Source organism: Bradyrhizobium sp. SRL28, assembly GCF_018596315.1.
Lineage (GTDB): Bacteria > Pseudomonadota > Alphaproteobacteria > Rhizobiales > Xanthobacteraceae > Bradyrhizobium.
Map to the genome: position 1 here is coordinate 271122 of NZ_JAHEAG010000004.1, position 21933 is coordinate 293054.

A 21933-nucleotide genomic window follows, 5' to 3' on the forward strand; every position below is an offset into this window, starting at 1 on the left:
TGGCTAGAGCACAGCTAAGGTACTGAAAATGACGATAGGAACTAAAATGGGCCTGACGCGGCGCACGATGCTCTGGGGCACCGGCGTGCTACCTTTGCTAGCCGGCAGTCTTGCCAGCAATCTCAGCTCCTCCGCAATGGCGCAGACCGCGTCAACACCATCCGTCGCGGCCGACATTCCGCCGGTCGTGTTCGTGCACGGCAATGGCGATCACGCAGCGCTCTGGATCACCACATTGTGGCGTATGGAATCGAACGGCGTGCCACGCGAGCGCATGCTGGCGATCAATTTCACCGATCCCCTGGCGCGCACCGACGACAAGGTGGAACAACCGAACCGTTCCTCGACGGAAGACCAGCGCCGCGAGCTCGGCGAGGCCATCAAGGAATTGCAGCGTCGCACCGGCGCGCCGCGCATCGCCCTCGTCGGCAATTCTCGCGGCGGCTATTCGATCCGCAATTACATCAGGAATGGCGGCGGCGCCGATGTCAGCCACGCGGTGCTGTGCGGCGTCCCAAACCACGGCGTCTATGATTGGGACGACGGTCTCAACGGCGAGTTCAATGGCCGCGGCCCGTTCCTGCGCGGCTTGAACGAGGGCGAGAGCGAGGTGACGCCGGGCACGGCGTTCCTCACCTTGCGCAGCGACGGCATCGATAAATTTGCGCAAGGCGATGGGCGCTTCGTCGGCAAGCCGGGCACGCCGACCGGCGTCACATCGGACGGCCCTGCGCTGAAGGGCGCGACCAATCTCGTGCTCGGCGCGCTCGATCATCGCGAGGTCGCGTTTCATCCACGCGCGTTTCGCGAAATCTACAAATTCATCGCAGGGAGGGAGCCGTCGCGGATCGAGATCGTGCCGGAAGCAGAAGTCAAATTGAGCGGGCTGGTAACGGGCACGCCGGGCGGCGTTCAAACCAATCGTCCGGTATCCGGCGCGACGGTTGAAATCTATCGCGCCTCCGCCGACAGCGGTGAACGGCTCGGCGGGCCGATCCATTCGTCGCAAACCGGCGCCGATGGCCGCTGGGGCCCGGCGCAGGTCGAGCCGAGCTGGTATCTCGAAATCGTGCTGGCCTCGGCCGGCTCTCCCACGACGCATATCTATCGCTCGCCGTTTTCGCGCTCCTCCGACGTCGTGCATCTGCGCGCCGCGCGCCCGCTCGGGCCGGCCGATGCCGGCGCGGGTGCCGTGGTCCTGATGTCGCGTCCTCGGGGCTATTTTGGTCTGCCGCGGGATGTGGTGCTGATCGACGGCAAGGAGCCCAGGGACGTGAAATCCGGCGTGCCGACCGATTCAACCGCGACGCTGCGGCTTGCCGCGGAGGACGTTGGCCGACCGGTGGTAGCCATATTCAATACAGAGCGAATCGTGACGCGGGCCTGGCCGGCCTCGGAGAACCGCATTGCAGTTGCCGAACTGACTTACTAGCTGTTCTGGATGGATGCGCCCTTATGGCGCCCGGATCGAAAGAAATAGTTTTGGTAGTAGCCCGTATGAGCGAAGCGATATGCGGGGCTTTGGCAGGATCCCGGATATCGCTGCGCTCATCCGGGCTACGAAAGTGGCACCCATGACCATAGCCGAAGCCTACGGCATGCCGGCCGCGCGCGCGCCGCTGGTGCCGCCGAGCCCGCCGCGGGCGCCCGACGACATGACGATGTTCGGGCGGATGAAGGCGATCCGCATTAGTCCGATCGGGAGCTGGGGCCAGCGTGCCTATGAGGAAGATATCGTCCAGGGCCGCTTCCTGGGGCGCAACAGTTTCATCCTCAACGCGCCTGACGCGATCAAGCACGTGCTGGTCGACAATTACGAAAATTATACGAGAACGCCGGCCGGCATCCGCGTGTTGCGTCCGATCCTCGGTCAAGGCCTGCTGATTGCAGAAGGGCGCGCGTGGAAGCATCAGCGCCGAACGCTGGCGCCGGCCTTCACGCCGCGTGCGGTGATGACGCTCGTTCCGCACATGCTGGCGGCGACCGACGAGACGGTCGCCAAGCTCCGGGCCGCCAGCAACGCGCCCGTCGACCTGCGCGAGGCGATGCAGCGGATGACGCTGGAAATCGCCGGCCGCACCATGTTTTCGTTCGGGATGGATCGGCACGGCGCCGCGTTGCGCGATTTCGTCATGGAATATGGTGAGCGGCTGGCGCATCCGCATTTTCTCGATCTGCTGCTGCCGCTCGGCTGGCCGAGCCCGCAGGATCTCTCCCGCGCCCGTTTCCGCAAGCGCTGGACGGCGTTCGTCGGCATGCTGATGGCCGAACGCCGCGCCGCCGGCAAGACCGCGGGCGCGCCGGCGCGCGACCTGTTCGACCTGATGGGCGACGCGCGCGATCCGGAAACCGGCGAGGCCTTCACCGATGCGCAGCTCGGCGATCAGATCGCGACCATGATTCTCGCCGGCCACGAGACGACGGCCACGGCGCTGTTCTGGGCGCTCTATCTGCTGGCGCTGGATCCTGCGATCCAGCAGGACGTCGCTGACGAGGTGGAGGGCGCAACCGTCGACGGCACGCTCGATATCGAGCGGCTGAAATTCACCCGCGCGGTGATGGATGAAACCATGCGGCTCTATCCGCCGGCGTTCCTGATTGCGCGTGCAGCCAGCGGGCCGGATACGATCGCGGGGCTTCCGGTCAAGAAGAAGGACGTCATCCTGATCGCGCCGTGGCTGCTGCATCGGCACGAAAAGCTCTGGCGCGATCCGAACGCGTTCATCCCGTCCCGTTTCATGACCGGCACACCGCCCGATCGCTTCGCCTATCTGCCGTTCGGCGTCGGCGCGCGCGTCTGCATCGGCGCGCATTTCGCGCTGGTCGAAGCGACGCTGGCGCTGGCGAAGATGATCGGCGCGTTTCATGTCGGCTTGGTCGACAAGGAGCCGGTGATGCCGATCGGCGTGGTGACGACGCAGCCCGACCGTTCGCCGATGTTTGCCATCACGCCCCGGTAGTGTTTCGAGGCGAAAGCCTTACCTGGATCGGATCCGGATGGATTGCCGGTTCGCGCGCGGAAACCGCGTCAAACAACAAAGGGCACCTTGCGGAGCCGCTTCGCCAACGTCATCTAGGTTGTCAGCATGAGCAATACCGAAGCCCAGTTCTCAGTTCTGCGGCAGACCGCCGATCCCGCGGTCGTGGATGCCATTTCGCAGTTGATCGCGAAGGGCGAGGATCGCGATCTCAACCGGATCAACCTGTTGGATTTTTCGGCGCGGAACGGGCTCGACGAGGAAAAGGTCATCTCGGCCTTTCTGCATTCGGCGCGGCTCGGGCTGTTCGATCTCAGCTGGAATGTCCTGTGCCCCGGCTGTGGTGGCGTGCTCGGCGCGCACAACACCCTGAAATCGCTTCGGCACGACGACTACAATTGCGCGCTATGCGCCCAGGGCTATGAGGCATCCGTCGACGACCGCGTCGAGGTTTCTTTCACCGTCAGTCCTCGCGTCAGGCGTATCGCGGCGCATGATCCCAATACATTGTCGATCTGGGAATATAACCGCCAGATGTTCTGGAGCTCGGGGATGGACCTGAGCGAGGAATCGATCACGCGGCTGATCGATGAGGTTTCGCTCGAGGCGATCGAACTGCCGGCGGGCGAGAAGGCGGTGCTGTCGCTGCAACTGCCCAATCAGTTCGTGATCGTGTTCGAGCCGGTAACGCATTCGGCGCATTTTCTGGATATCCAGGGCGAGCCGACCCGCGAGCGCCAGCAGTTCTCCATCGTCTTCAACAAGCTGCACGCGCCGACCGGCACGACCGTGATGCGTCCCGGTCCGCTGCGTCTGTCTCTCGAAAACCAGACCGACCACCGGGTGCTTCCCGCGGTCTGGGTCGCCAACGACACGCTTCATGAGCTGCTCGGCAAGCGCAAGCCGATCCTGACTGCCAAGCGGATGCTGTCCAACCAGACTTTTCGCGACGTCTTCAAGGCTGATAACCTCAACGTCGATCAGCGCCTGAAGATCACCTCGCTGACGTTCCTGTTCACCGACCTGAAAGGCTCTACCGCGCTCTATGAAAGGGTCGGCGATCTCGCCGCCTTCGATCTGGTGCGGGCGCATTTCCATGCGCTGCTCGAAATCATCGCCTCCGAGAAGGGCGCGGTCGTGAAGACGATCGGCGACGCCGTGATGGCCACTTTCATCAGGCCGGAACATGCGATCGTTGCGGGATTGCGCATGCGTGCGGCGATGGCCGCACTCAATGTCGAGCGCGGCAGGGAGGATCTGATCGTCAAGATCGGCATCCACGAAGGTCCGTGCCTTGCGGTGATGCTCAACGAGCGGCAGGATTATTTCGGCCAGACCGTCAATATCGCATCGCGCGTTCAGAGCCTGTCGACCTCGCAGGAAATCCACATCACCGGACCTGTGATCGAATCGCCGGCGGTCGCCACCATCCTTCAGAAAGAGGCGATCAGGCCGATCCAGAAGGAAGCCGCGCTGCGCGGCATCGCCGACAAGATGGTGGTGTACGAGATTCCGTGAGCGAGCCTGGCCTGGAAAACGAGTCAGTAATTTGAACTCGTCATGCCCGGCCTTGTGCCGGGCATCCACGTCTTTGCGACATCGAAGCAAGAAAGACGTGGATGGCCGGGACAAGCCCGGCCATGACGGAGAATGGATTGATGCTGCTCGCTAAGTTGTCAGGCGCGTGAAGCGTTATTCGATCACGATCTCGCCGGTCATGCCGAGTTCGGCGTGGGTCTTGCCATCGCTGGTCTTGATGTCGCAGCGCAGGTCGCTGGCACGGCCGGCTGCGATCGGCACCAGCCACCATTCGGCGGATTGTCCCGGATAGACCTCGATCTCGCGGATCGCGCCCTTGAATTCCGCGAGCGTCACGGCCTTGCCGTTCTGCTGCTGCGTCACCTGCACCTTGCGTGTGAACACCATCTGCGAGAACGCATGCGAGGTGAAGTAATGCGGATCGCTGCTCGTGTTGCGCAGGATCAGCTTGTAGAGCTTGCCGGTTTCAAACTTGAGCTGCTTCGGCCCGAATTCATGCTTGCCCGGCGAGCCGAGATCGACCGTCACCTCGATCGGCGTCTGCCGCGACAGGTCGCCTGCCGCCAGCGCAGCGCCCGAAGCGATTCCCAACACAACGGCCGCACCAAGTGCGAAGCGGAAGGAGGCCATGTTCGTTTCCTTTTGAAAATCGCTTTGGGGAACAACGAGTTCACCCCTAATGCAAATGCGAATGATTTGCAATTGGATATCGGCCTCACTGCCTGCGGCGAATCGCGCAGCCAGCCTCTGGCCGATAGGCCCGCGTCCTCAGAAGGCGGCAGGATTTCGCGCCCGCGGGGCTGGGATCCAACAGAAAGAAGGCTCAGCGGGTCGCTGCGACCGTTGCGGGCGCTGCCTGGGGTTTCGCGCAGATGTTGGCGTATATTCAACGTGACGTCGATTTAATCTGCCTGTGCCGTCAGGCAGGCATCGCATGGATTGCGGAGCCCAAATCTTCGACCCATATTCGCTGAACAGCTTCCCCGATTTTTGCAAGGTAGATCGATGCTCGACGGACTGCGCCAATTCATTGCCGACATCGTTGCGCCCAGTGCGGATACGGATCTCGCGTTCGACGATACCGGGTATCGCCTGGCGGCGACCGCGCTGCTGGTTCACGTCGTCTCGCTCGATGGCGAGCCGAGCGCGATCGAAAAGCGCAAATTGCACAGTCTGATCGAGAGCCGCTTCAAGCTCGATCCCGGTACGGCGGATCATTTGATTGCGCAGGCGACGCGGGCCGAAGGCGATGCGGTCGATCTCTATCATTTCACCAGCGTCATCATGCGTTCGGTGAACGAGGAGGGCCGGCTCCGCATCATCGAGATGATGTGGGAGCTGGTATACGCGGACGGCCAGGTCAGCGAGTTCGAGGATAACGTCGTTTGGCGCGCGGCTGATCTGCTCGGTATTTCATCGCGCGACCGCATCGATCTTAAGCACAAGGTGGCGGAGCAGCGGCAACAGGCCTCTTCCTCAGGCGCGCCGAAAGCCGAAGACGCGGCGATGTGACGATGAGCGGCGCAGCCACGCGTCATTGCAGATGACGAAACTTTAATGTGCTGCGCAATCGGTTGCGATAACGCGCGATAAGCCTGAAAAAATAGAGACTTCAGCGCGCGAGCACGCGCCTTCGCATGGCGCCATGTTTGGGGGATGGCTTGCGCCATACCGCGCGCCTATGCTCTCGTTCCCGTGCTGACGGCATAACCCAGACTTGATTTAAGAGCATTCAATCGTGACCGAGCGTGTGACGCTGATTACCGGTGCATCGGCGGGCATCGGCACCGAACTGGCGCGCGTTTTTGCATCAAAGGGTCATCGCGTGGCGCTGGTGGCGCGGCGCGCAGATCGCCTGGAAGCGCTGGCGGCTGAAATCACGGCTGCGGGCAGCGCGGCTCCGATCGTCATTCCCTGCGACCTCGTGCAGCCCGATGCTGGCGACAAGATCGCGGAAGCTCTGGCCGCGGCCGGCCTGGAAGTGGAATACGTCGTCAACAATGCCGGCTTCGGCCTGTTCGGCAGGGCGGTCCAGCGCGATCGCTCCGATCAGCTCGACATGATCGCCGTCAACATCCGCGCATTGACCGATCTGTCGCTGCGGTTCTCCGACCAGCTGATCCGCAACCGCGGCGGCTTGCTCAATGTCGGCTCGATCGCGGGCTTTTTGCCGGGCCCGGGAATGGCGGTCTATTACGCGACCAAGGCCTATGTGCTGTCGTTCACGGAGGCGATGCGCGCCGAGCTGGCGCCGCATGGCGTGCGTGTGACGGTGGTCTGCCCCGGTCCGGTGCCGTCGGAATTCCAGGCGCGCGCCGGGTTCAGGCCCGGTTTCGATTCGGTGGTTCTCAAGGTCTTGCCGGCCGACGTCGCGCAGCAGGCCTATCGCGGCCTGATGGCGAACAAGCGGGCAGTCATGCCCGGCCTCGGCATCAAGATCGTGCCGTTCCTGCTCCGGTTCTTCCCGCGCGGGTTTATCCTCGGCGCCGTCGGCCGCCTTCAGCTCCGCCAGCGCTGACAAAACAGCGTATTTTTGCGGGTGAAAGCGCGTGCGTGCCGGGTACGCGCGGCGGAGACCGCATCTGGCCCGCGACTTGCTTTTAGATTTTCGCGAGTGTGCGTGAACTCACGCCAAATTAATACTCACTTGGGTATGGTTTGGGTTTGAGGTGCCAGAGCAACGTCGATGTCGTTCCGGTCGAGCAAAGATGGCGAAAATATTCTGCCTTTTTCGGGCCGGAGGGCGGTTGCTCCCGCTGCCGCCTCGCTGCCGGTCCTGATCGTTCTGCATCAGGAGACGTCGACACCGGGCCGTGTCGGTAATGCGCTGCGGGCGCTCGGCTATCCCCTCGACATCCGGCGTCCGCGGTTCGGCGACGCGCTGCCGGAAACGCTGGACCAGCATGCCGGCGCGGTCATCTTCGGCGGCCCGATGAGCGCCAACGACTGCGACGACTATGTCCGCCGGGAAATCGACTGGATCGAAATCCCCTTGCGTGAGCAGCGGCCGTTTCTCGGCATTTGCCTGGGCGCGCAGATGCTTGCCAAACAATTGGGTGCGCAGGTCGCGCCGCATCATGAAGGCCGGGTCGAGGTCGGCTACTATCCGATCCGTCCGACGGAGGCTGGGCATGCGCTGTGCCCGGACTGGCCGGAGCGCGTCTATCATTGGCACGGCGAAGGATTTCAACTGCCGCATGGCGCAAAACTGCTCGCCGAAGGCGACGACTTTCCGGTGCAGGCGTATCAGCACGGTCATGCGTTCGGCTTCCAGTTTCATCCTGATGTGACCTACGCCATGATGCATCGCTGGACCACGCGCGGCTGCGTCCGCATGGATTCGCCGGGCGCGCAGCCGCGTCACCTTCACTTCGAAGGCCGCGCGGTGCACGACGTAATCGAGCGGGCGTGGTTGAAGAATTTCATTGCAGGCTGGATCGGGCGGGCGCCGCGCGCGGTCATGCTGGACGCCGCCGAATAGCCGCCACGCGGAATTTGCCCGCGCGTCCGAACGTCTTTCAAAATTTGGGGATGTGATAGTGTCGCTGCCTGAAGCCTGCGGATATCAGCGGGCGAATGGGAGACGACATGACCGGCGACGAATTCGCATCGCTGCTCAGTGATTCCACGCTGTCGGCGGAGTCAGGCGATGGCGTGCGCTTCGCCAGCCAAACGTCAATGACAAGAACAACAGGGAGGTCGCGATGAACTATCAGCATATTCTCTATGGGGTGAGCGACAAGATCGCGACCATCACCCTCAATCGTCCCGACCGCATGAATGCGTGGACGGCGACCATGGAGCGCGACGTGCGCCATGCGATGGAGGCCGCGGCCGGTGATGACAACGTCCGCGTCATCGTGCTCACCGGCGCCGGTCGCGCGTTCTGCGCAGGCGCCGATATGGAAGCCCTGCAGGCCATCGATCCCAGCGAGATCAGGCGCGGCGAAAGCACGCCGTCGTTCGACATGAACCGGCGGGCGGACTGGCAGACGCGCTACGCCTATTATCCGGCGATCCCGAAGCCCGTGATCGGCATGCTGAACGGCGCCACCGCCGGCATCGGCCTCGTCCATGCGCTGTATTGCGACCTGCGTTTTGCCGCCGACAACACCGTCTTCACCACCTCGTTCGCGCGCCGCGGGCTGATCGCCGAGCACGGCATCAGCTGGATGCTGCCGCGCATCGTCGGCCACGCCAACGCACTCGATTTGCTGATGTCGGCGCGGCGGGTGAGCAGCGAGGAGGCGCTGCGGATCGGGCTGGTCAACCGGCTCTATCCGTCGGATCAGTTGCGCGAGCAGACCTATGCCTATGCGCGGGATCTGGCCGATTTCGTCTCGCCGAGCGCGATTTCGGTGATCAAGCGCCAGCTCTACGACGTGCCGTTCCAGACGCTGGCGGAAGCCACCATCGACGCCAACCGCGAAATGCAGATCGCGCTGAAGGGGAGCGATTTCCGGGAGGGGGTGGCGAGTTTTGTGGAGAAGAGGGCGCCGAAGTTTACGGGGAAGTGAGGGGGAGATTGGGGTTGATTGCTTGCGGATCCAGCCCGTCGTCGCCCTTCGGGCTATGCCGGGCACGCTTCGTCCTTCGGACTTGCGTGGCTGCGCCACGCGTAGCCCGAAGGGCGAAGCGTGGTGGAGCCAGGCGGGATCGAACCGCCGACCTCGTCATTGCGAACGACGCGCTCTCCCAGCTGAGCTATGGCCCCGTCGCGGCCGCCTCGAAGTGACCCGAAGCGACCGACAATCGGCGCCATTTACAGTCCGGCCCAAGGCCAAGTCAAGAACGGTGCAAGAAACTTAAACGGCCGTTTTTGCCGTCCTTTTGCCGGGAACTTCCCTTGTTTGCGGGAGGATGAACCGATATCTAGCTGTTTATCCCTCCTCGTGAGCCCCCTCCACATGCGCGCTGTCCTCGATATCATCATCATCGTCCTTGACCTCTACGTCTGGCTTTTGATCGCTTCGGCCATCCTGTCCTGGCTGATCGCCTTCAATGTCGTGAACACGCGCAACCAGTTCGTCGCGGCGGTGGCCGAGTTCCTCTACCGGATCACCGAGCCCGCGCTGGCCCCGATCCGCCGGTTCATGCCCAATCTGGGCGGGCTCGATATCTCGCCGATCATCCTGATCCTGGTCATCATGTTCGTTCAGCGGGTGATCGCCTACTACGTCTATCCCAACGTCGTCTGATCGCGGGCGCCGGTCGCCAATGGATAGCTCATGGATCCCTGGCGCTATTCCACCGAGGGCATCAGTGTCGCGTTGCGGGTGACACCGCGCGGCGGCCGCGACGACATCGACGGCGTTGAAACGCTCGCCAACGGGCGCTCTGTGGTCAAGGTGCGCGTCCGCGCCATCGCCGAAGGTGGCGAGGCCAATCGTGCGGTAACCGAATTGCTGGCGAAAGTGCTTGGCGTGCCGAAGGCGAGGGTGAAGATTCTGTCGGGCGTGACCTCGCGCCTGAAGCAGGTCGCCGTCGGCGGCGATCCCAAAATTCTCGGCGAAACGCTTCGAAAAGCTGCAGCGTCCAAGCCGGAAAAGACGAAGGATTGAGATGACGGCACGCATTATCGACGGAAAAGTCATTGCGGCGGAGCTTCGCGCCCGGGTCGCGGAAGAGGTTGCGCGGGTCAAGCGCGAGCATCAGCTGACGCCGGGCCTTGCCGTGGTGCTGGTCGGCAACGACCCCGCCAGCGAGGTCTATGTTCGCAGCAAGCACACGCAGACGCAGGCGGCCGGCATGGCCTCGTTCGAGCACAAGCTGCCCGCCGATGTCGCGCAGGCCGATCTGCTGGCGCTGATCGCAAAGCTCAACGGCGATCCAGCCGTGCACGGCATTCTCGTGCAATTGCCGCTACCGAAATCGATTCATACCGAAACGGTCATCAACGCGATCGATCCCGCCAAGGATGTCGACGGCTTGCATCCCAACAATGCCGGCCGGTTGGCCGGCGGCTTTGCCGCGCTGTCGCCATGCACACCGCTCGGCTGCATCATCCTGACCAAGAGCGTGCATGCCTCGCTGGAAGGCATGAACGCGATCGTGATCGGCCGCTCCAACCTGGTCGGCCGCCCGCTGGTGCAATTGCTGCTCAATGAAAATGCCACGGTGACGATCGCGCACTCGCGCTCAAAGGATCTGCCGCAACTCTGCGCCCGCGCCGATCTGGTCTATGCCGCGGTCGGCAAGCCAGAGATGGTGCGCGCTGACTGGATCAAGCCGGGCGCCACGGTGATCGACGTTGGCATCAACCGCCTGCCGCTGGCCGACGGCAAGACGCGGCTGGTCGGCGACGTCGCGTTCAAGGAAGTGGCCGAAGTTGCCGGTGCGATCACGCCGGTGCCCGGCGGCGTCGGGCAGATGACGGTGGCGTGCCTGCTGGTAAATACGCTTCGGGCGGCTTGTGGGATTCACGGGTTGGCGAAGCCGGGGGTGTGAGCCTGCGCTCTCTCCACGTCATTGCAAGCCACCCGGTCGGCGCGAAGCGCCGCCGGATGACAGGCTCCGCGAAGCAATCCATCTGTCCCCGCGCTGAGGCGTGGATTGCTTCGCTTCGCTCGCAATGACGGCGGAGATAGCTATCCCGCCGCGTTCTCGATCAGCCGCCGATAGAACCTAATCATGTCCGCATAGCCCTCGACCGGAAGACGCTCATTGGTGCCGTGGAGCGCTTCAAATCTTCCGAATTGGCGCGCACCGGCGAGAAGCGGAAAATCTTGTCGGTGACATCTGTGTAGTGGCGCGAATCGGTGGCGGCGACCATAAGTCCGGGCGCGACGATCACGTCTGGAAAGATTTCCCTGATCGTGCAGTTGACGGACGCCCTGGTTGAGGCCGTGCCGCACTGTTCCAGTTGGCGGCGGTTGTCGCCATTTTCGCAGTCGAGCTAATTACAACTATTGATACAGGTGTGAACTGCTTTACACGCGATCGAGTTGCGGCGGCTTAACGTTCAAGAGCAGGGGCCACACAGCAACCTGTTGCGATGAAAGGATGCGTACAATGGCAACCGAAGCAGGAACCAAAATCCACGACACCTTGAACGCCCCGAATGACGCCGCCGCCAAGGCGGCAATCTCGCCACACGTGCCGCCCCCAAAGCAGGGGATGGCGGACCCAAGGTACGGGGTCGAGCAATGTTGCGTCCGCGAATTTTGGGCGGTGATTGAGCGCGATGCCACCTTGGTTCGTGGGCGTAATGTCTTACGCACCAGGAAGTTGGGTACTGGGATCTATGAGGTTTTCTTTACCGGCGACGTCAGCAATGGCGCTTTCGTTGCCACCATCGGCAGACCCGGGATCGCCACCGAGCCCCCCGGCGAGATCACTGTGGCGCTGCGCTGCTGCCCGGGCCTGGGTCTCTTCGAGCCCTTCGAAGGCGACAAGGGCGTGTGGATTCAAACATTTGATTCCGCCGGCAAGCCCAGCGACCGCTCGTTCCACTTGATCGTTCTGACGCACTAAACCGCTTGCCGCTGCAAGCCGTCGCGCCGTGACGCCCGGGAGGCAATTTTAGATTCTGGAACGACGGGCTTGCGGTGCCCGTCAGCGGCGGCGGGTCGGAGCGCCTCGGCGTGCGGGCTGTTCGTAATGTTGCGGATGATGCGGATCAGCCGGCGCATGGGGAACATCTCTAATCCCGATGGCGTAGGTGCGCCAGTTACCCCAGTGTCACTGCGAGGAGCATAGCGACGAAGCAATCCTTCTTTCTTTGGCGGGATGGATTGCTTCGCTTCGCTTGCAAAGACGGTGGAGATAGCTATCCCGCCGCGTTCTCGATCAGCCGGCGATAGAACCGGATCATGTCGGCATAGCCCTCGACTGGAAGGCGCTCATTGGTGCCGTGGAAGCGCTTCAAATCTTCCGAATTGGCGCGCACCGGCGAGAAGCGGAAAATCTTGTCGGTGACATCTGTGTAGTGGCGCGAATCGGTGGCGGCCACCATCAGGCCCGGTGCGACGATCACGTCCGGGTAGATTTCCCGGATGGTGCGATTGAGCATCTGGAACGATGGACTTGTGGTCGCCGTCACCGGCGGCGGATCGGTATTGCCGGGAAACGGTTTGATGGAAATACGGTCATTGGCGATCGTGCTTCTCACGTGGTCGATCACGCTCCCTTGCGTGTCGCCGGGGATCAGGCGGAAGTTGACGCTGGCTTCGGCATTGCCGGGCAGCACGTTGTCCTTGTCGCCGGCGTTGAAGATCGTCAGCGCCGTGGTGGTGCGCACCATTGCTTCCGTCGGCCCGCTTTTCTCGAACTCGCGCAGCAGCAGCGGCCTGAACAGCCAGAGGTTCGACAGCACCACGCGGTTGAAGCCGGACATCTCGGGCGCCAGCGTGTCGAACATCTCCGCGACCGTAGAGCGGATCTGCATCGGCAGGCGGCGATCTTCGAGCCGCGCCAGCGCTGCGCTCATCATGCCGATCGCGGTATCGCGCGGCGGCATCGACGAATGGCCGGGCGTCGCATGTGCATTCAGCACCAGCGTGGCATAGCCCTTTTCGGCGACGCCGATCAGCGCGGCCGGCTTGTCGAGGCCCTTCATGATGCCATCGGTGATCAACAGGCCCTCGTCGATCACGAAGTCGAGGCGGACGCCGCGCGAGGCGAGTAGCGCCGCGATCGATTTGGCGCCGGCGGTGCCCGCGGTCTCTTCGTCATGGCCGAAGGCGAAATAGATCGTGCGTTTGGGACGGAAGCCCGCCTTGGCCATGGCTTCGGCGGCCTCCAGCATGGAATAGAGATTGCCCTTGTCGTCCCAGGAGCCGCGGCCCCAGATGAAGCCGTCGGCTATCACACCGTCATAAGGCGGCTGTTGCCAATCCTTCTCGGTGCCCGGCGCCACCGGCACGACATCCTGATGCGCGAGGAATGCGATCGGCTGCGCCTTCGCCTCCGAGCCCTCCCAGGTGTAGAGCAGGCTGTAGCCGGCAACGATCTCGCGTTTGGCCGCGGCGTGAAATGCCGGAAAGCTCTTTTCGATATGCGCATGCATGCCGCGCAGGGCTTCGGCGTGCTGATCGGGCTTTTCGTAGCTTGAAATGGTCCGGAAGCGGATCGCTTCGGCCAGGCGCCTGGCTACCGCCGGTGCGTCGACCTCGGCGCGCGGCACCGCCGCCACCTGAAGCTGCCGCGAGCCATGGGTGAGGGTGTTGAATGCGAGAGCGCCGGCGAGGACGATGATAACGGCGATCGCGAGCAGCAGGACGTTGCGGATGATGCGAAGTACCCGGCGCATGGTGTTGCCCATCCTCGTCATGCCCGGCCTTGTGCCGGGCATCCACGTCTTAACAGTGTAGCGGCGCGGAAGACGTGGATGGCCGGGACAAGCCCGGCCATGACGGCAAATGTTTGTCTGCGCTGTACCTCGGCCTACTTCTTCTTCGCCCGTTCGATGCCTTCCAGGATCAGCCGGTGCGCGTCCTCGGCGCCGCCCCAGCGCAGCACCTTCACCCATTTGCCCTTCTCGAGATCCTTGTAGTGCTCGAAGAAGTGCTGGATCTGCTGCAGCGTGATATCGGGGAGGTCGCTGTAAGTTTTGACCTTGTCGTAGCGCTGGGTCAGCTTCGAAGACGGCACCGCTATGATCTTCTCGTCGCCGCCGGCCTCGTCTTCCATCAGCAGCACGCCGACGGGGCGCACGCTCATCACGGCACCCGGTACGATCGCGCGGGTGTTGGCGACCAAGACGTCGCAGGGGTCGCCGTCGCCGGACAGCGTATGCGGGATGAAGCCGTAATTGCCGGGGTAGCGCATCGCCGTATAGAGGAAGCGGTCGACCACCAGCGTGCCGGCCTCCTTGTCCATTTCATACTTGATCGGCTCGCCGCCAACGGGCACCTCGATGATGACGTTGACGTCGTGTGGCGGATTTACTCCGATCGGGATGGCGTCAATGCGCATAAGGGGCTCCGCTTGGCGTTAAGGGGCACGCCCGGAATCAGGCGTGCGTCAGGGTCCGTTTAGACCCGCAGCAGAGCAGGGAAAAGGCTGAATTCGAGCATGATCCGGAAAAGTGGGTACCGGTTTTCCGCAAAGATCATGCTCAAAACAAAGAGGTCTAACTTCAGTTGGACCAGGCGAAGGCGACTTTATCGAGCGATTTGGGCCCGAACTTCTCCGAGGAGCGCGCCACCATCCGGCCGCCGAGCGCGCGGTAGAATTCCGTCGCCGTGTCGTTGTCGGAGAGCGCCCAGATCACCATGCTCTTCAGTCCGCTCTGCATCAGGTCGCGCCGGGCAGCGGTGAAGAGGCGGCGGCCGAAGCCGAGGCCCTGGAATTCCGGCCGCAGATAGAGCTCGTAGATCTCGCCTTCGAAATGCAGGCTGCGGGCGCGGTTGCGGCCGTAATTGGCGTAGCCCGCGACCTTGTCGCCGAACACCAGCACGCTGACGCGGCTGCCCTTGCGGATCGCGCTGTCCCACCATTGCGGGCCGCGACGGTTGATGAGTTTTTCGAGCTCGGCGCCGGGAATGATGCCCTGATAGGCGGACCGCCAGGCTTCATCATGGGTAGACGCCACCGCGGCTGCGTCTGCAGCCTTGGCCGGTCGGACCTCGATCAGGGTTGTGCTCATGTCCTGATCAAAGCAAGTCGGCGGCCCGGCTTCAAGGTCCATCGTTAATTATCGGTTAACCTGTGGATTTTCTGCATCAGTTTTCTGTGCCTTTGTGCCGAAAGAGGACAGCGGTCCTGTCTTAACGGTATTTGCCGATGCCAAGGCGGCGAAATGGTTGTCAGAATCATCCAGGGAGCGCCTCGGCGAATTCCGTTCACGGAAAAATGCGCTGGATTTGATTCGCCGGCGGTATTCTGCTGGTGACTTCGAAAAATACGCCCGCCCTCGGCTGTGTCAGGCCCGTTCATGCATCCGCCAAACGTGCTTTTTGCGCTGGTTCTCGTTGCCGCGCTCGGTCTGAGGGCCGCATCCGCGCAGCCCGCACTTGGCGCGCAAGGTGCGGAAGGCGAGCCTCACCGGTTGCAGCAATGGCTGGTACCTTCGCCCGATCCTGCAACCCCGGCGCATGCGGTGCTGTTTCGGCCGCCCGGCGAGGGACCGTTTCCGCTTGCCGTGATCGCGCACGCCTCCACCCAGAACGTGCTGCGACGGGCGCAAATGCCGCAGCCCGAGTACCGAGCGCTCGCCGCCTGGCTGGTGGCGCGCGGCTTTGCCGTGCTGGTCCCCGAGCGTCCGGGCCATGGCGCGACGGGCGGAAAGTACCTCGAAGATCAGGGCGGCTGCGATGAAGCCGATTACGCCAGGTCCGGCCGTGTCACGGGGGATGAGATCGCCGCCGCCGTCGGCCTTCTGCGCAAGCAATCCTTCATCCACCCCGAGGGTACGGTCATGATCGGTCATTCGGCCGGTGGCTGGGGTGCACTGGCGCTGGCCGGCGAAGATCCGAAGAAAATTGCCGCCATCGTCGCGTTTGCGCCGGGACGCGGCGGGCATGCCAACGATTTTCCCAACCGGGTCTGCGCGCCGCATACGCTGATGGCCGCTGCGGGCGAGTTCGGCAAGGCCGCGCGCGTCAAGGTGACCTGGCTGGTGGCGGCCAATGACAGCTACTTTTCGCCCGCGTTCTCGCGCCAACTGGTCGCGGCGTTCCGCGGCGCCGGCGGCAAGGCCGATTTTCACGTGCTGCCGGCCCACGGCAGCGAAGGCCATTGGCTGGTGGAAACCGAGGGCGGTATAAAACTCGCCGGAGCCGAACTCGATCGCGCCTTGAAGGCGCGATCAGCAGCCTCGGCGAAGAAGCGATGACGCTGTATTTCCTCATCAAATACCTGCATGTGCTCGGCGCGATCGTCATTCTCGGCACCGGCACTGGTATCGCCTTCTTCATGCTGATGGCCCATCGCAGCCGGGACGTGGCCTTCATCGCACGCACGGCTGGGACCGTCGTGATCGCCGACATGTTGTTCACGCTGACGGCGGTGCTGCTGCAGCCGGTGAGTGGCGGCGCGCTGATGTGGTTGTCCTCCACCGCCTGGAGCGAGCGCTGGCTGATGACCTCGCTCGGGCTCTATGCGGTCGCGGGGCTGTTCTGGGTGCCGGTGATCTTCATGCAGATCGAAATGCGCGATCTCGCACGCAAGGCGGCTGAACAGAACCAGAAGTTGCCGCCGCGCTATTTCGCACTTTTCCACCGCTGGTTTCTGTTCGGGATTCCCGGTTTTGGTTCGGTCATGGCTATTCTCTGGCTGATGATCGCCAAACCGCTTTAGGCAGGCATGACCGCCGGTAACCGAAAAATCCTCGTGCTCGGCGCCTCCGGCCTGATCGGCCGCTTCGTGACCGACGATCTGCGCGTACGGGGATTTTCGGTAGTGGGCGTTGCCCGAAGATTATCCGCCTCGCAGAAGAGCGGCCCACTCGATCTCGAACTGCCTGTCATGTCGATGGAAGCCGCCGCGCTGGCGCGGCTGCTGCGCGATCACCGCATCGATGTCGTCGTCAATTGCCTGGGCGTGCTGCAGGACGGCCCCGGCAGCGACACCGCCGCCGTGCATCGCGATTTCGTCGTGCGGTTGTTGCAGGCGATCCGCGACAGCGACCGCGCGATCCGGCTGGTGCATATCTCGATTCCCGGCACGAGCGACAGCGACCGGACCGCCTTCAGCACCACCAAGCGCGAGGCCGAGCGGCTGATCGCGGAATCCAGTGTCGCGCACACGATCCTGCGGCCGGGCTTCGTCGTAGCCCTTGCCGCCTATGGCGGCAGCGCCATGGTGCGCTCACTGGCGGCATATCCGCTCGATCTCCCGGCCACTGAGCGGGCCGCGCCATTCCAGCCGGTCGCCATGGAGGACATTGCCGCGACCATCGCCTGGCTTGCCGCGCGCGATCCGTCTGAGGCGAACGCCGTGACATGGGATCTGATGCAGGAGCAGCCGGTCACGCTCGGCGACGTGATCGATCAATTCCGCGAGGTGTTCGGCACCGGGAGATGGTGGCGCATCGTCATGCCGACGTTCCTGCTCGATCTTGGCGCCAGGCTAGGCGACCTCACGAGCCTGCTTGGCTGGATGCCACCGATGCGAACCACCGCGATAGCGGAGCTGCGCCGCGGCGTGAACGGCGACCCCGCCGGCTGGATAGCCGCTACCGGCATCGTGCCGACGCGCATCGAACAGATGGCCGGAAAACGCTGGGCGACCATCCAGGACAAATGGTTTGCCCGGCTGTTCCCGATCAAGGCGCTTGTCATCGCAAGCCTCGTGCTGTTCTGGGTCGTCTCGGGCTTCATTGCGCTGGTAATTTCCTATGACGCGGCGGCCGGGATCCTGAGCAGTCGCGGTTTTCCGCCGTCGCTCATAGCCCCCATCACAATCGGCACCAGCCTGATGGATATGGGCATCGGTGTGCTGATTGCGTTCCGCCGCACCGCGGCATTTGGTCTGATCGCGGGCATCGTCGCGTCGCTCGGCTATATGATCGGCGCCGCGATCCTGACGCCGGACCTCTGGATCGAGCCGCTCGGCGCGCTGGTGAAGACCGGCCCCGCCATCGTGCTGATGCTGGTGGCGCTGCTGACCCTGGACAACCGATGACCTCAACCGAATGACCCGCTGGCCCGACGACGACGTGATCCTCTATGACGGCGTCTGCGTCTTCTGCTCGCGCTGGGTCCGCTTCGTCGCGACACGCGACACGGAACGCCGCTTCCGCTTCACCGCGATCCAGTCGTCCTACGGGACGCGGCTGGCGCAGGCTTTTGATATCGATCCAAATGATCCCGATACCAATGCCGTCGTGCATGGTGGGGTCGCGTATTTCAAATCCGATGCCGCGCTAGCGGTGTTGAGCTCACTGCCGGGCTGGCGATGGACCCGCGCGCTGTTCGTCGTCCCGAAGCCGCTGCGCGACGCCGTCTACAGCCTCGTCGCGCGAAATCGCTATCGTATTTTCGGGAAGTATGACGAATGCTTCGTGCCGGATGCGAGCATGAGGGCGCGGGTGATGGAGTAGGATTACGCCTTCACTTGAAAGATACTTCAAATGACAGAGGCTCAAGATGAGTGAATTTGTCCAGCGGAGGCGCTATCTGAGGACCACGAGCCCGCCCCATCTCTACTTTGCATGGGGTTGTTTTAGAGATTTTGTGTCTGGGTGCCCCTTGGCGACCCGACCAGTCCGATTTATCGGCCCGCAAGCGCCATCATCACTTCCGCCGCCGCCCGCTCCCCGCTGTCCCTCGCCCCATGCGCCGTCGAGAAAAACTCCGGCGAGGTCGCCTCTCCCGCAAAGAACAGTCGTCCATCGACCGGCGCGGCGAGCACCTCGCGATCCCCCGCATGTCCCGGCAGCGCATGCGAGTACGAACCGCGTGCAAACGGGTCGTGGGCCCAGCGCGATTCCGCAAGCGGCTTCAGCTTGCGGCGAAAATCGTTGCCGAGGATTGAGACGATCTCGTTGATGCTCTCGGCGGCGAGCGCGCCGGGGCCGGCGTCTTCCAGCGATTGCGCAAAACGGCCGCCGAAAAAACCTTCGATGCAGGGCTGGCCGAACGGGCGCAGATGATAGGTGCCCATTGCGGTGCGCATGGTGGCGGCGCGCAGATTGCCCTCTTTCGGCAGTGCCTCCGGCTCGTCCAGCGCCAGCGTTACCTTATCGGCAAGGCCGAGCGGCAGGCCGCGCGCGGCGTCGACTTTTGCCGGCAAGGGCGGATGAAAGCGGATGGCCTCGTCGCCGATCAGGTTGGTCGGCACGGTGACGATGACCCTGTCCGCGGTCAGCGTGCCCTGCGAGGTCTCGATACGGACGCGTTTTGCCGAATGATCGATTAGCGTCACCATGCAATTGAGCGCGAGCGGACATGTCGCGCCATAGGCGGCAATCAGCGTGCCGTAGCCACGGCGGATGCGCCAGTTGAGGTCGGTATCCTCATAGGCGTCCATATCGAGAAGAGAGACCTGATCCAACTCGCAGCCATTGATGTAGGTCGAGATGGCATCGATCATCGGGTTCCAGCGGTTGCCGGGCTCGAGGCAAACATTGGCGGGGCCGTCGCGGCCGCTCTGTTCGGCCTCTTGCGCGGCCTGCTCGGCACGATCGTAGAACGCGTTCATCGCGCGGATGAAGTCGTCGCGGTCGTCTTGCGGAAACGCCTTGCCATAGGCGCGCTCGCGCCAGGGCGGCAGCGACTTGTTGATTTCGAAATTCAGCTGTTCGGCAATTTTGACGAACGAGTTCTGGTCCGCCGAATGCAGCCAGCCGCAGCCGACGTCGAAGGTGACGTCGGGCGAGGCCATGATGGTGTGGGCCCGGCCGCCGACGCGGTCGCGCGCCTCCAACACGATGACGGAGAGACCGGAATTCTTTAACGCATTCGCGGCGCCGAGGCCGGCGGCGCCGGCACCGATGATGGCGACATCGACTGAGGAGGGGAGGGAGGACATGCCCTTGCCTCTAGCATGTTCGCCGCCGCGCCTGAAGCCACCCCACGCATACCCGTCATCACCCGCGAAAGCGGGTGATCCAGTATTGCAGAGACGTCAGTTATTGAATCGATGGGCCGCAGCGTACTGGATGCCCCGCCTTCGCGGGGCATGACAGGACTGTGAACCTACGCCACCGCTTCCTTGGCCTTTTCCGCGCGCTTGCGGTCGTTGGCGTCCAAAAACTTCTTGCGCAGGCGGATCGACTTCGGGGTCACCTCGACCAGCTCGTCGTCCTCGATATAGGCCAGCGCCTTTTCCAGCGTCATCCGGATCGGGGGCGTCAGGCGCACCGCTTCGTCCTTGGAGGTGGTGCGGATGTTGGTGAGCTGCTTGCCCTTGAGCACGTTGATCTCGAGGTCGTTGTCGCGGGTGTGCTCGCCGACGATCATGCCCTTGTAGACCTTCCAGCCTGGCTCGATCATCATCGGGCCGCGGTCTTCCAGTTTGAACATGGCGTAGGCTACCGCTTCGCCCTGATCGTTGGAGATCAGCACGCCGTTGCGGCGGCCCTGGATGTCGCCCTTGTAGTTGGCGTAGCCGTGGAACAGGCGGTTCATGATCGCGGTGCCGCGGGTGTCGGTGAGCAGTTCGCCCTGATAGCCGATCAGGCCGCGGGTCGGCGCGTAGAACACCAGCCGGAGGCGGTTGCCGCCGGAGGGGCGCATCTCGATCATCTCGGCCTTGCGTTCGCTCATCTTCTGTACGACGACGCCGGAGTGTTCCTCGTCGACGTCGATCACGACTTCCTCGATCGGCTCCTGCCACTGGCCGGTGGCTTCGTCCTTCTGCAGCACGACGCGCGGACGCGACACGGAAAGCTCAAAACCTTCGCGGCGCATGGTCTCGATCAGGATCGCAAGCTGCAATTCGCCGCGGCCCGACACTTCCATGGCATCCTTGTCGGTCGCCTCGACCACGCGCAGCGCGACATTGCCCTCGGCCTCGCGCAGCAGGCGGTCGCGGATCATGCGGGAGGTCACCTTGTCGCCTTCGGTGCCGGCGAGCGGCGAGTTGTTGACGATGAACGACATCGAAACCGTCGGCGGATCGATCGGCTGCGCCACCAGCGGCGTTTCGACCGACGGATCGCAGAAGGTGTCGGCGACGGTGCCCTTGGTGAGGCCCGCAATCGCAACGATGTCGCCGGCGTCGGCTTCTTCGAGCGGGGTGCGCTCGATGCCGCGGAAGGCGAGGATTTTCGTGATGCGGCCCTGTTCGATGGTCTTGCCGTCGGCGCCGAGCACCTTCACGGCCTGGTTCGGCTTGATTGAACCGGAAGTGATGCGGCCGGTGATGATGCGGCCGAGATAGGGGTTGGCTTCGAGGATGGTGCCGATCATCCGGAATGGGCCTTCCTCGACGCTCGGCGGCGCGACATGGCGCACGATCAGGTCGAACAGCGGCTGCATGCCGGCGTCGTGCGAGCCGTCCGGGCTGTCGGCCATCCAGCCCTGCTTGGCTGAGCCGTAGAGAATCGGGAAATCGAGCTGCTCCTCGCTGGCATCGAGCGCGGCGAACAGGTCGAACACTTCGTTGATGACTTCGGTCGGGCGCGCGTCGGGGCGGTCGACCTTGTTGATAACGACGATCGGCTTCAGCCCGACCTTGAGCGCCTTGGAGACCACGAATTTGGTTTGCGGCAGCGGACCTTCGGCGGCGTCCACCAGCACCAGCGCGCCATCCACCATGTTCAGGATGCGCTCGACCTCGCCGCCGAAATCGGCGTGGCCGGGGGTGTCGACGATGTTGATGCGGGTGTCCTTCCACTGCACCGAGGCGGCCTTGGCGAGAATGGTGATGCCGCGCTCGCGCTCCAGGTCGTTGGAGTCCATCGCGCGCTCGGTCACCTTCTGGTTCTCGCGATAGGTGCCGGATTGCTGCAGCAGGCGGTCGACGAGGGTGGTCTTGCCGTGGTCGACGTGGGCGATGATGGCGACGTTACGAAGGTTCATGGCTCTTC

At 63.4% G+C, this 21933-nt stretch carries 21 protein-coding genes, 1 tRNA gene and 1 pseudogene; 15 read left to right on the plus strand and 8 right to left on the minus strand.

Annotated features, from left to right (window positions below; translation table 11 throughout):
* Positions 1-46: 46 nt before the first annotated feature.
* The 3 genes from KIP88_RS12780 to KIP88_RS12790 all read left to right on the plus strand — a co-directional run bounded on the left by KIP88_RS12780 (position 47) and on the right by KIP88_RS12790 (position 4496).
* Positions 47-1432 carry a hydrolase gene (locus tag KIP88_RS12780; protein ID WP_214488422.1) on the plus strand — a complete coding sequence of 462 codons (1386 nt, stop codon included), beginning with the start codon at positions 47-49 and terminating at the stop codon, positions 1430-1432.
* Between the two features lie 142 nt (positions 1433-1574).
* Entirely contained in the window at positions 1575-2960 is a 1386-nt protein-coding gene (locus KIP88_RS12785; protein WP_214488261.1) for a cytochrome P450, read from the plus strand.
* Between the two features lie 126 nt (positions 2961-3086).
* Positions 3087-4496 (plus strand): adenylate/guanylate cyclase domain-containing protein, encoded by a 1410-nt coding sequence (locus KIP88_RS12790; RefSeq protein ID WP_214488262.1) that lies wholly within the window; start codon positions 3087-3089, stop codon positions 4494-4496.
* 174 nt (positions 4497-4670) lie between these two features.
* On the opposite strand, the gene KIP88_RS12795 is transcribed toward KIP88_RS12790, so the two are convergent.
* Positions 4671-5147 (minus strand): hypothetical protein, encoded by a 477-nt coding sequence (locus KIP88_RS12795; RefSeq protein WP_214488263.1) that lies wholly within the window; start codon positions 5145-5147, stop codon positions 4671-4673.
* Positions 5148-5522: 375 nt separating this feature from the next.
* Here KIP88_RS12795 and KIP88_RS12800 point away from each other — a divergent pair, with 375 nt between their 5' ends.
* The 4 genes from KIP88_RS12800 to KIP88_RS12815 all read left to right on the plus strand — a co-directional run bounded on the left by KIP88_RS12800 (position 5523) and on the right by KIP88_RS12815 (position 9034).
* Positions 5523-6029 carry a TerB family tellurite resistance protein gene (locus tag KIP88_RS12800; protein ID WP_214488264.1) on the plus strand — a complete coding sequence of 169 codons (507 nt, stop codon included), beginning with the start codon at positions 5523-5525 and terminating at the stop codon, positions 6027-6029.
* A 226-nt stretch (positions 6030-6255) separates the two neighbouring features.
* On the plus strand, positions 6256-7035 hold the full coding sequence (locus tag KIP88_RS12805; protein WP_214488265.1) for an SDR family oxidoreductase: 780 nt from the start codon (positions 6256-6258) through the stop codon (positions 7033-7035).
* A 168-nt stretch (positions 7036-7203) separates the two neighbouring features.
* Entirely contained in the window at positions 7204-7998 is a 795-nt protein-coding gene (locus KIP88_RS12810; RefSeq protein WP_214488266.1) for a glutamine amidotransferase, read from the plus strand.
* A 223-nt stretch (positions 7999-8221) separates the two neighbouring features.
* Positions 8222-9034: an enoyl-CoA hydratase gene (locus KIP88_RS12815; RefSeq protein ID WP_214488267.1), complete on the plus strand. Its 813-nt coding sequence runs from the start codon at positions 8222-8224 to the stop codon at positions 9032-9034.
* Between the two features lie 121 nt (positions 9035-9155).
* Here the strand turns inward: KIP88_RS12815 and KIP88_RS12820 are convergent.
* A tRNA-Ala gene (locus tag KIP88_RS12820) sits at positions 9156-9231 on the minus strand.
* 193 nt (positions 9232-9424) lie between these two features.
* On the opposite strand from KIP88_RS12820, the gene KIP88_RS12825 reads away from it, so the two are divergent.
* The 3 genes from KIP88_RS12825 to folD are packed head-to-tail and all read left to right on the plus strand — an operon-like array spanning position 9425 to position 10964.
* On the plus strand, positions 9425-9715 hold the full coding sequence (locus tag KIP88_RS12825; protein ID WP_214488268.1) for a YggT family protein: 291 nt from the start codon (positions 9425-9427) through the stop codon (positions 9713-9715).
* 30 nt (positions 9716-9745) lie between these two features.
* Positions 9746-10078, plus strand: coding sequence for a DUF167 domain-containing protein (locus KIP88_RS12830; RefSeq protein ID WP_214488269.1), 333 nt, complete (start codon positions 9746-9748; stop codon positions 10076-10078).
* A gap of 1 nt (position 10079) precedes the next feature.
* Positions 10080-10964, plus strand: coding sequence for a bifunctional methylenetetrahydrofolate dehydrogenase/methenyltetrahydrofolate cyclohydrolase FolD (gene folD / locus KIP88_RS12835; protein ID WP_214488270.1), 885 nt, complete (start codon positions 10080-10082; stop codon positions 10962-10964).
* A gap of 140 nt (positions 10965-11104) precedes the next feature.
* On the opposite strand, the pseudogene KIP88_RS12840 reads toward folD, so the two are convergent.
* Positions 11105-11343, minus strand: a pseudogene (locus KIP88_RS12840) (hypothetical protein); the annotation flags it as partial.
* Positions 11344-11528: 185 nt separating this feature from the next.
* Between KIP88_RS12840 and KIP88_RS12845 the strand changes: the two are divergent.
* Positions 11529-11990, plus strand: coding sequence for a hypothetical protein (locus KIP88_RS12845; RefSeq protein ID WP_214488271.1), 462 nt, complete (start codon positions 11529-11531; stop codon positions 11988-11990).
* 295 nt (positions 11991-12285) lie between these two features.
* Here KIP88_RS12845 and KIP88_RS12850 read toward each other — a convergent pair whose 3' ends face one another.
* From KIP88_RS12850 to KIP88_RS12860, 3 genes are all read right to left on the minus strand, one after another.
* Positions 12286-13767: a M20 family peptidase gene (locus tag KIP88_RS12850; RefSeq protein ID WP_214488423.1), complete on the minus strand. Its 1482-nt coding sequence runs from the start codon at positions 13765-13767 to the stop codon at positions 12286-12288.
* A 134-nt stretch (positions 13768-13901) separates the two neighbouring features.
* On the minus strand, positions 13902-14432 hold the full coding sequence (ppa, locus tag KIP88_RS12855; RefSeq protein ID WP_214488272.1) for an inorganic diphosphatase: 531 nt from the start codon (positions 14430-14432) through the stop codon (positions 13902-13904).
* A 163-nt stretch (positions 14433-14595) separates the two neighbouring features.
* Positions 14596-15105, minus strand: coding sequence for a GNAT family N-acetyltransferase (locus KIP88_RS12860; RefSeq protein ID WP_214488273.1), 510 nt, complete (start codon positions 15103-15105; stop codon positions 14596-14598).
* A 288-nt stretch (positions 15106-15393) separates the two neighbouring features.
* On the opposite strand from KIP88_RS12860, the gene KIP88_RS12865 reads away from it, so the two are divergent.
* From KIP88_RS12865 to KIP88_RS12880, 4 genes are read left to right on the plus strand one after another with little or no spacing between them, the layout of a single operon-like run.
* Positions 15394-16293, plus strand: coding sequence for a S9 family peptidase (locus KIP88_RS12865; RefSeq protein WP_214488274.1), 900 nt, complete (start codon positions 15394-15396; stop codon positions 16291-16293).
* Entirely contained in the window at positions 16290-16757 is a 468-nt protein-coding gene (locus KIP88_RS12870) for a DUF2269 domain-containing protein (protein WP_214488275.1), read from the plus strand. Before KIP88_RS12865 ends, KIP88_RS12870 begins: the two co-directional genes overlap by 4 nt.
* A 6-nt stretch (positions 16758-16763) precedes the next feature.
* The gene (locus KIP88_RS12875; RefSeq protein WP_214488276.1) at positions 16764-18083 is read left to right on the plus strand and encodes an SDR family oxidoreductase; all 1320 of its coding nucleotides are present in this window, start codon (positions 16764-16766) and stop codon (positions 18081-18083) included.
* 10 nt (positions 18084-18093) lie between these two features.
* Positions 18094-18501, plus strand: a complete 408-nt coding sequence (locus KIP88_RS12880) for a thiol-disulfide oxidoreductase DCC family protein (protein ID WP_214488277.1) — start codon at positions 18094-18096, stop codon at positions 18499-18501.
* A gap of 170 nt (positions 18502-18671) precedes the next feature.
* Here KIP88_RS12880 and KIP88_RS12885 read toward each other — a convergent pair whose 3' ends face one another.
* Together KIP88_RS12885 and typA are read right to left on the minus strand one after the other, a co-directional pair.
* Positions 18672-19931 (minus strand): NAD(P)/FAD-dependent oxidoreductase, encoded by a 1260-nt coding sequence (locus tag KIP88_RS12885; RefSeq protein WP_214488278.1) that lies wholly within the window; start codon positions 19929-19931, stop codon positions 18672-18674.
* Between the two features lie 167 nt (positions 19932-20098).
* A complete protein-coding gene (gene typA, locus KIP88_RS12890) occupies positions 20099-21925 on the minus strand; it encodes a translational GTPase TypA (RefSeq protein WP_214488279.1) in 1827 nt (608 codons plus the stop codon).
* Positions 21926-21933: the final 8 nt, after the last annotated feature.

Coding starts and splice junctions, on each gene's coding strand:
- KIP88_RS12780 (WP_214488422.1), top strand. CDS start 47: ATGGGCCTGACGCGGCGCACGATGCTCTGGGGCACCGGCGTGCTACCT.
- KIP88_RS12785 (WP_214488261.1), top strand. CDS start 1,575: ATGACCATAGCCGAAGCCTACGGCATGCCGGCCGCGCGCGCGCCGCTG.
- KIP88_RS12790 (WP_214488262.1), top strand. CDS start 3,087: ATGAGCAATACCGAAGCCCAGTTCTCAGTTCTGCGGCAGACCGCCGAT.
- KIP88_RS12795 (WP_214488263.1), bottom strand. CDS start 5,147: ATGGCCTCCTTCCGCTTCGCACTTGGTGCGGCCGTTGTGTTGGGAATC.
- KIP88_RS12800 (WP_214488264.1), top strand. CDS start 5,523: ATGCTCGACGGACTGCGCCAATTCATTGCCGACATCGTTGCGCCCAGT.
- KIP88_RS12810 (WP_214488266.1), top strand. CDS start 7,204: ATGTCGTTCCGGTCGAGCAAAGATGGCGAAAATATTCTGCCTTTTTCG.
- KIP88_RS12815 (WP_214488267.1), top strand. CDS start 8,222: ATGAACTATCAGCATATTCTCTATGGGGTGAGCGACAAGATCGCGACC.
- KIP88_RS12825 (WP_214488268.1), top strand. CDS start 9,425: ATGCGCGCTGTCCTCGATATCATCATCATCGTCCTTGACCTCTACGTC.
- KIP88_RS12830 (WP_214488269.1), top strand. CDS start 9,746: ATGGATCCCTGGCGCTATTCCACCGAGGGCATCAGTGTCGCGTTGCGG.
- folD (WP_214488270.1), top strand. CDS start 10,080: ATGACGGCACGCATTATCGACGGAAAAGTCATTGCGGCGGAGCTTCGC.
- KIP88_RS12845 (WP_214488271.1), top strand. CDS start 11,529: ATGGCAACCGAAGCAGGAACCAAAATCCACGACACCTTGAACGCCCCG.
- KIP88_RS12850 (WP_214488423.1), bottom strand. CDS start 13,767: ATGCGCCGGGTACTTCGCATCATCCGCAACGTCCTGCTGCTCGCGATC.
- ppa (WP_214488272.1), bottom strand. CDS start 14,432: ATGCGCATTGACGCCATCCCGATCGGAGTAAATCCGCCACACGACGTC.
- KIP88_RS12860 (WP_214488273.1), bottom strand. CDS start 15,105: ATGAGCACAACCCTGATCGAGGTCCGACCGGCCAAGGCTGCAGACGCA.
- KIP88_RS12865 (WP_214488274.1), top strand. CDS start 15,394: ATGCATCCGCCAAACGTGCTTTTTGCGCTGGTTCTCGTTGCCGCGCTC.
- KIP88_RS12870 (WP_214488275.1), top strand. CDS start 16,290: ATGACGCTGTATTTCCTCATCAAATACCTGCATGTGCTCGGCGCGATC.
- KIP88_RS12875 (WP_214488276.1), top strand. CDS start 16,764: ATGACCGCCGGTAACCGAAAAATCCTCGTGCTCGGCGCCTCCGGCCTG.
- KIP88_RS12880 (WP_214488277.1), top strand. CDS start 18,094: ATGACCCGCTGGCCCGACGACGACGTGATCCTCTATGACGGCGTCTGC.
- KIP88_RS12885 (WP_214488278.1), bottom strand. CDS start 19,931: ATGTCCTCCCTCCCCTCCTCAGTCGATGTCGCCATCATCGGTGCCGGC.
- typA (WP_214488279.1), bottom strand. CDS start 21,925: ATGAACCTTCGTAACGTCGCCATCATCGCCCACGTCGACCACGGCAAG.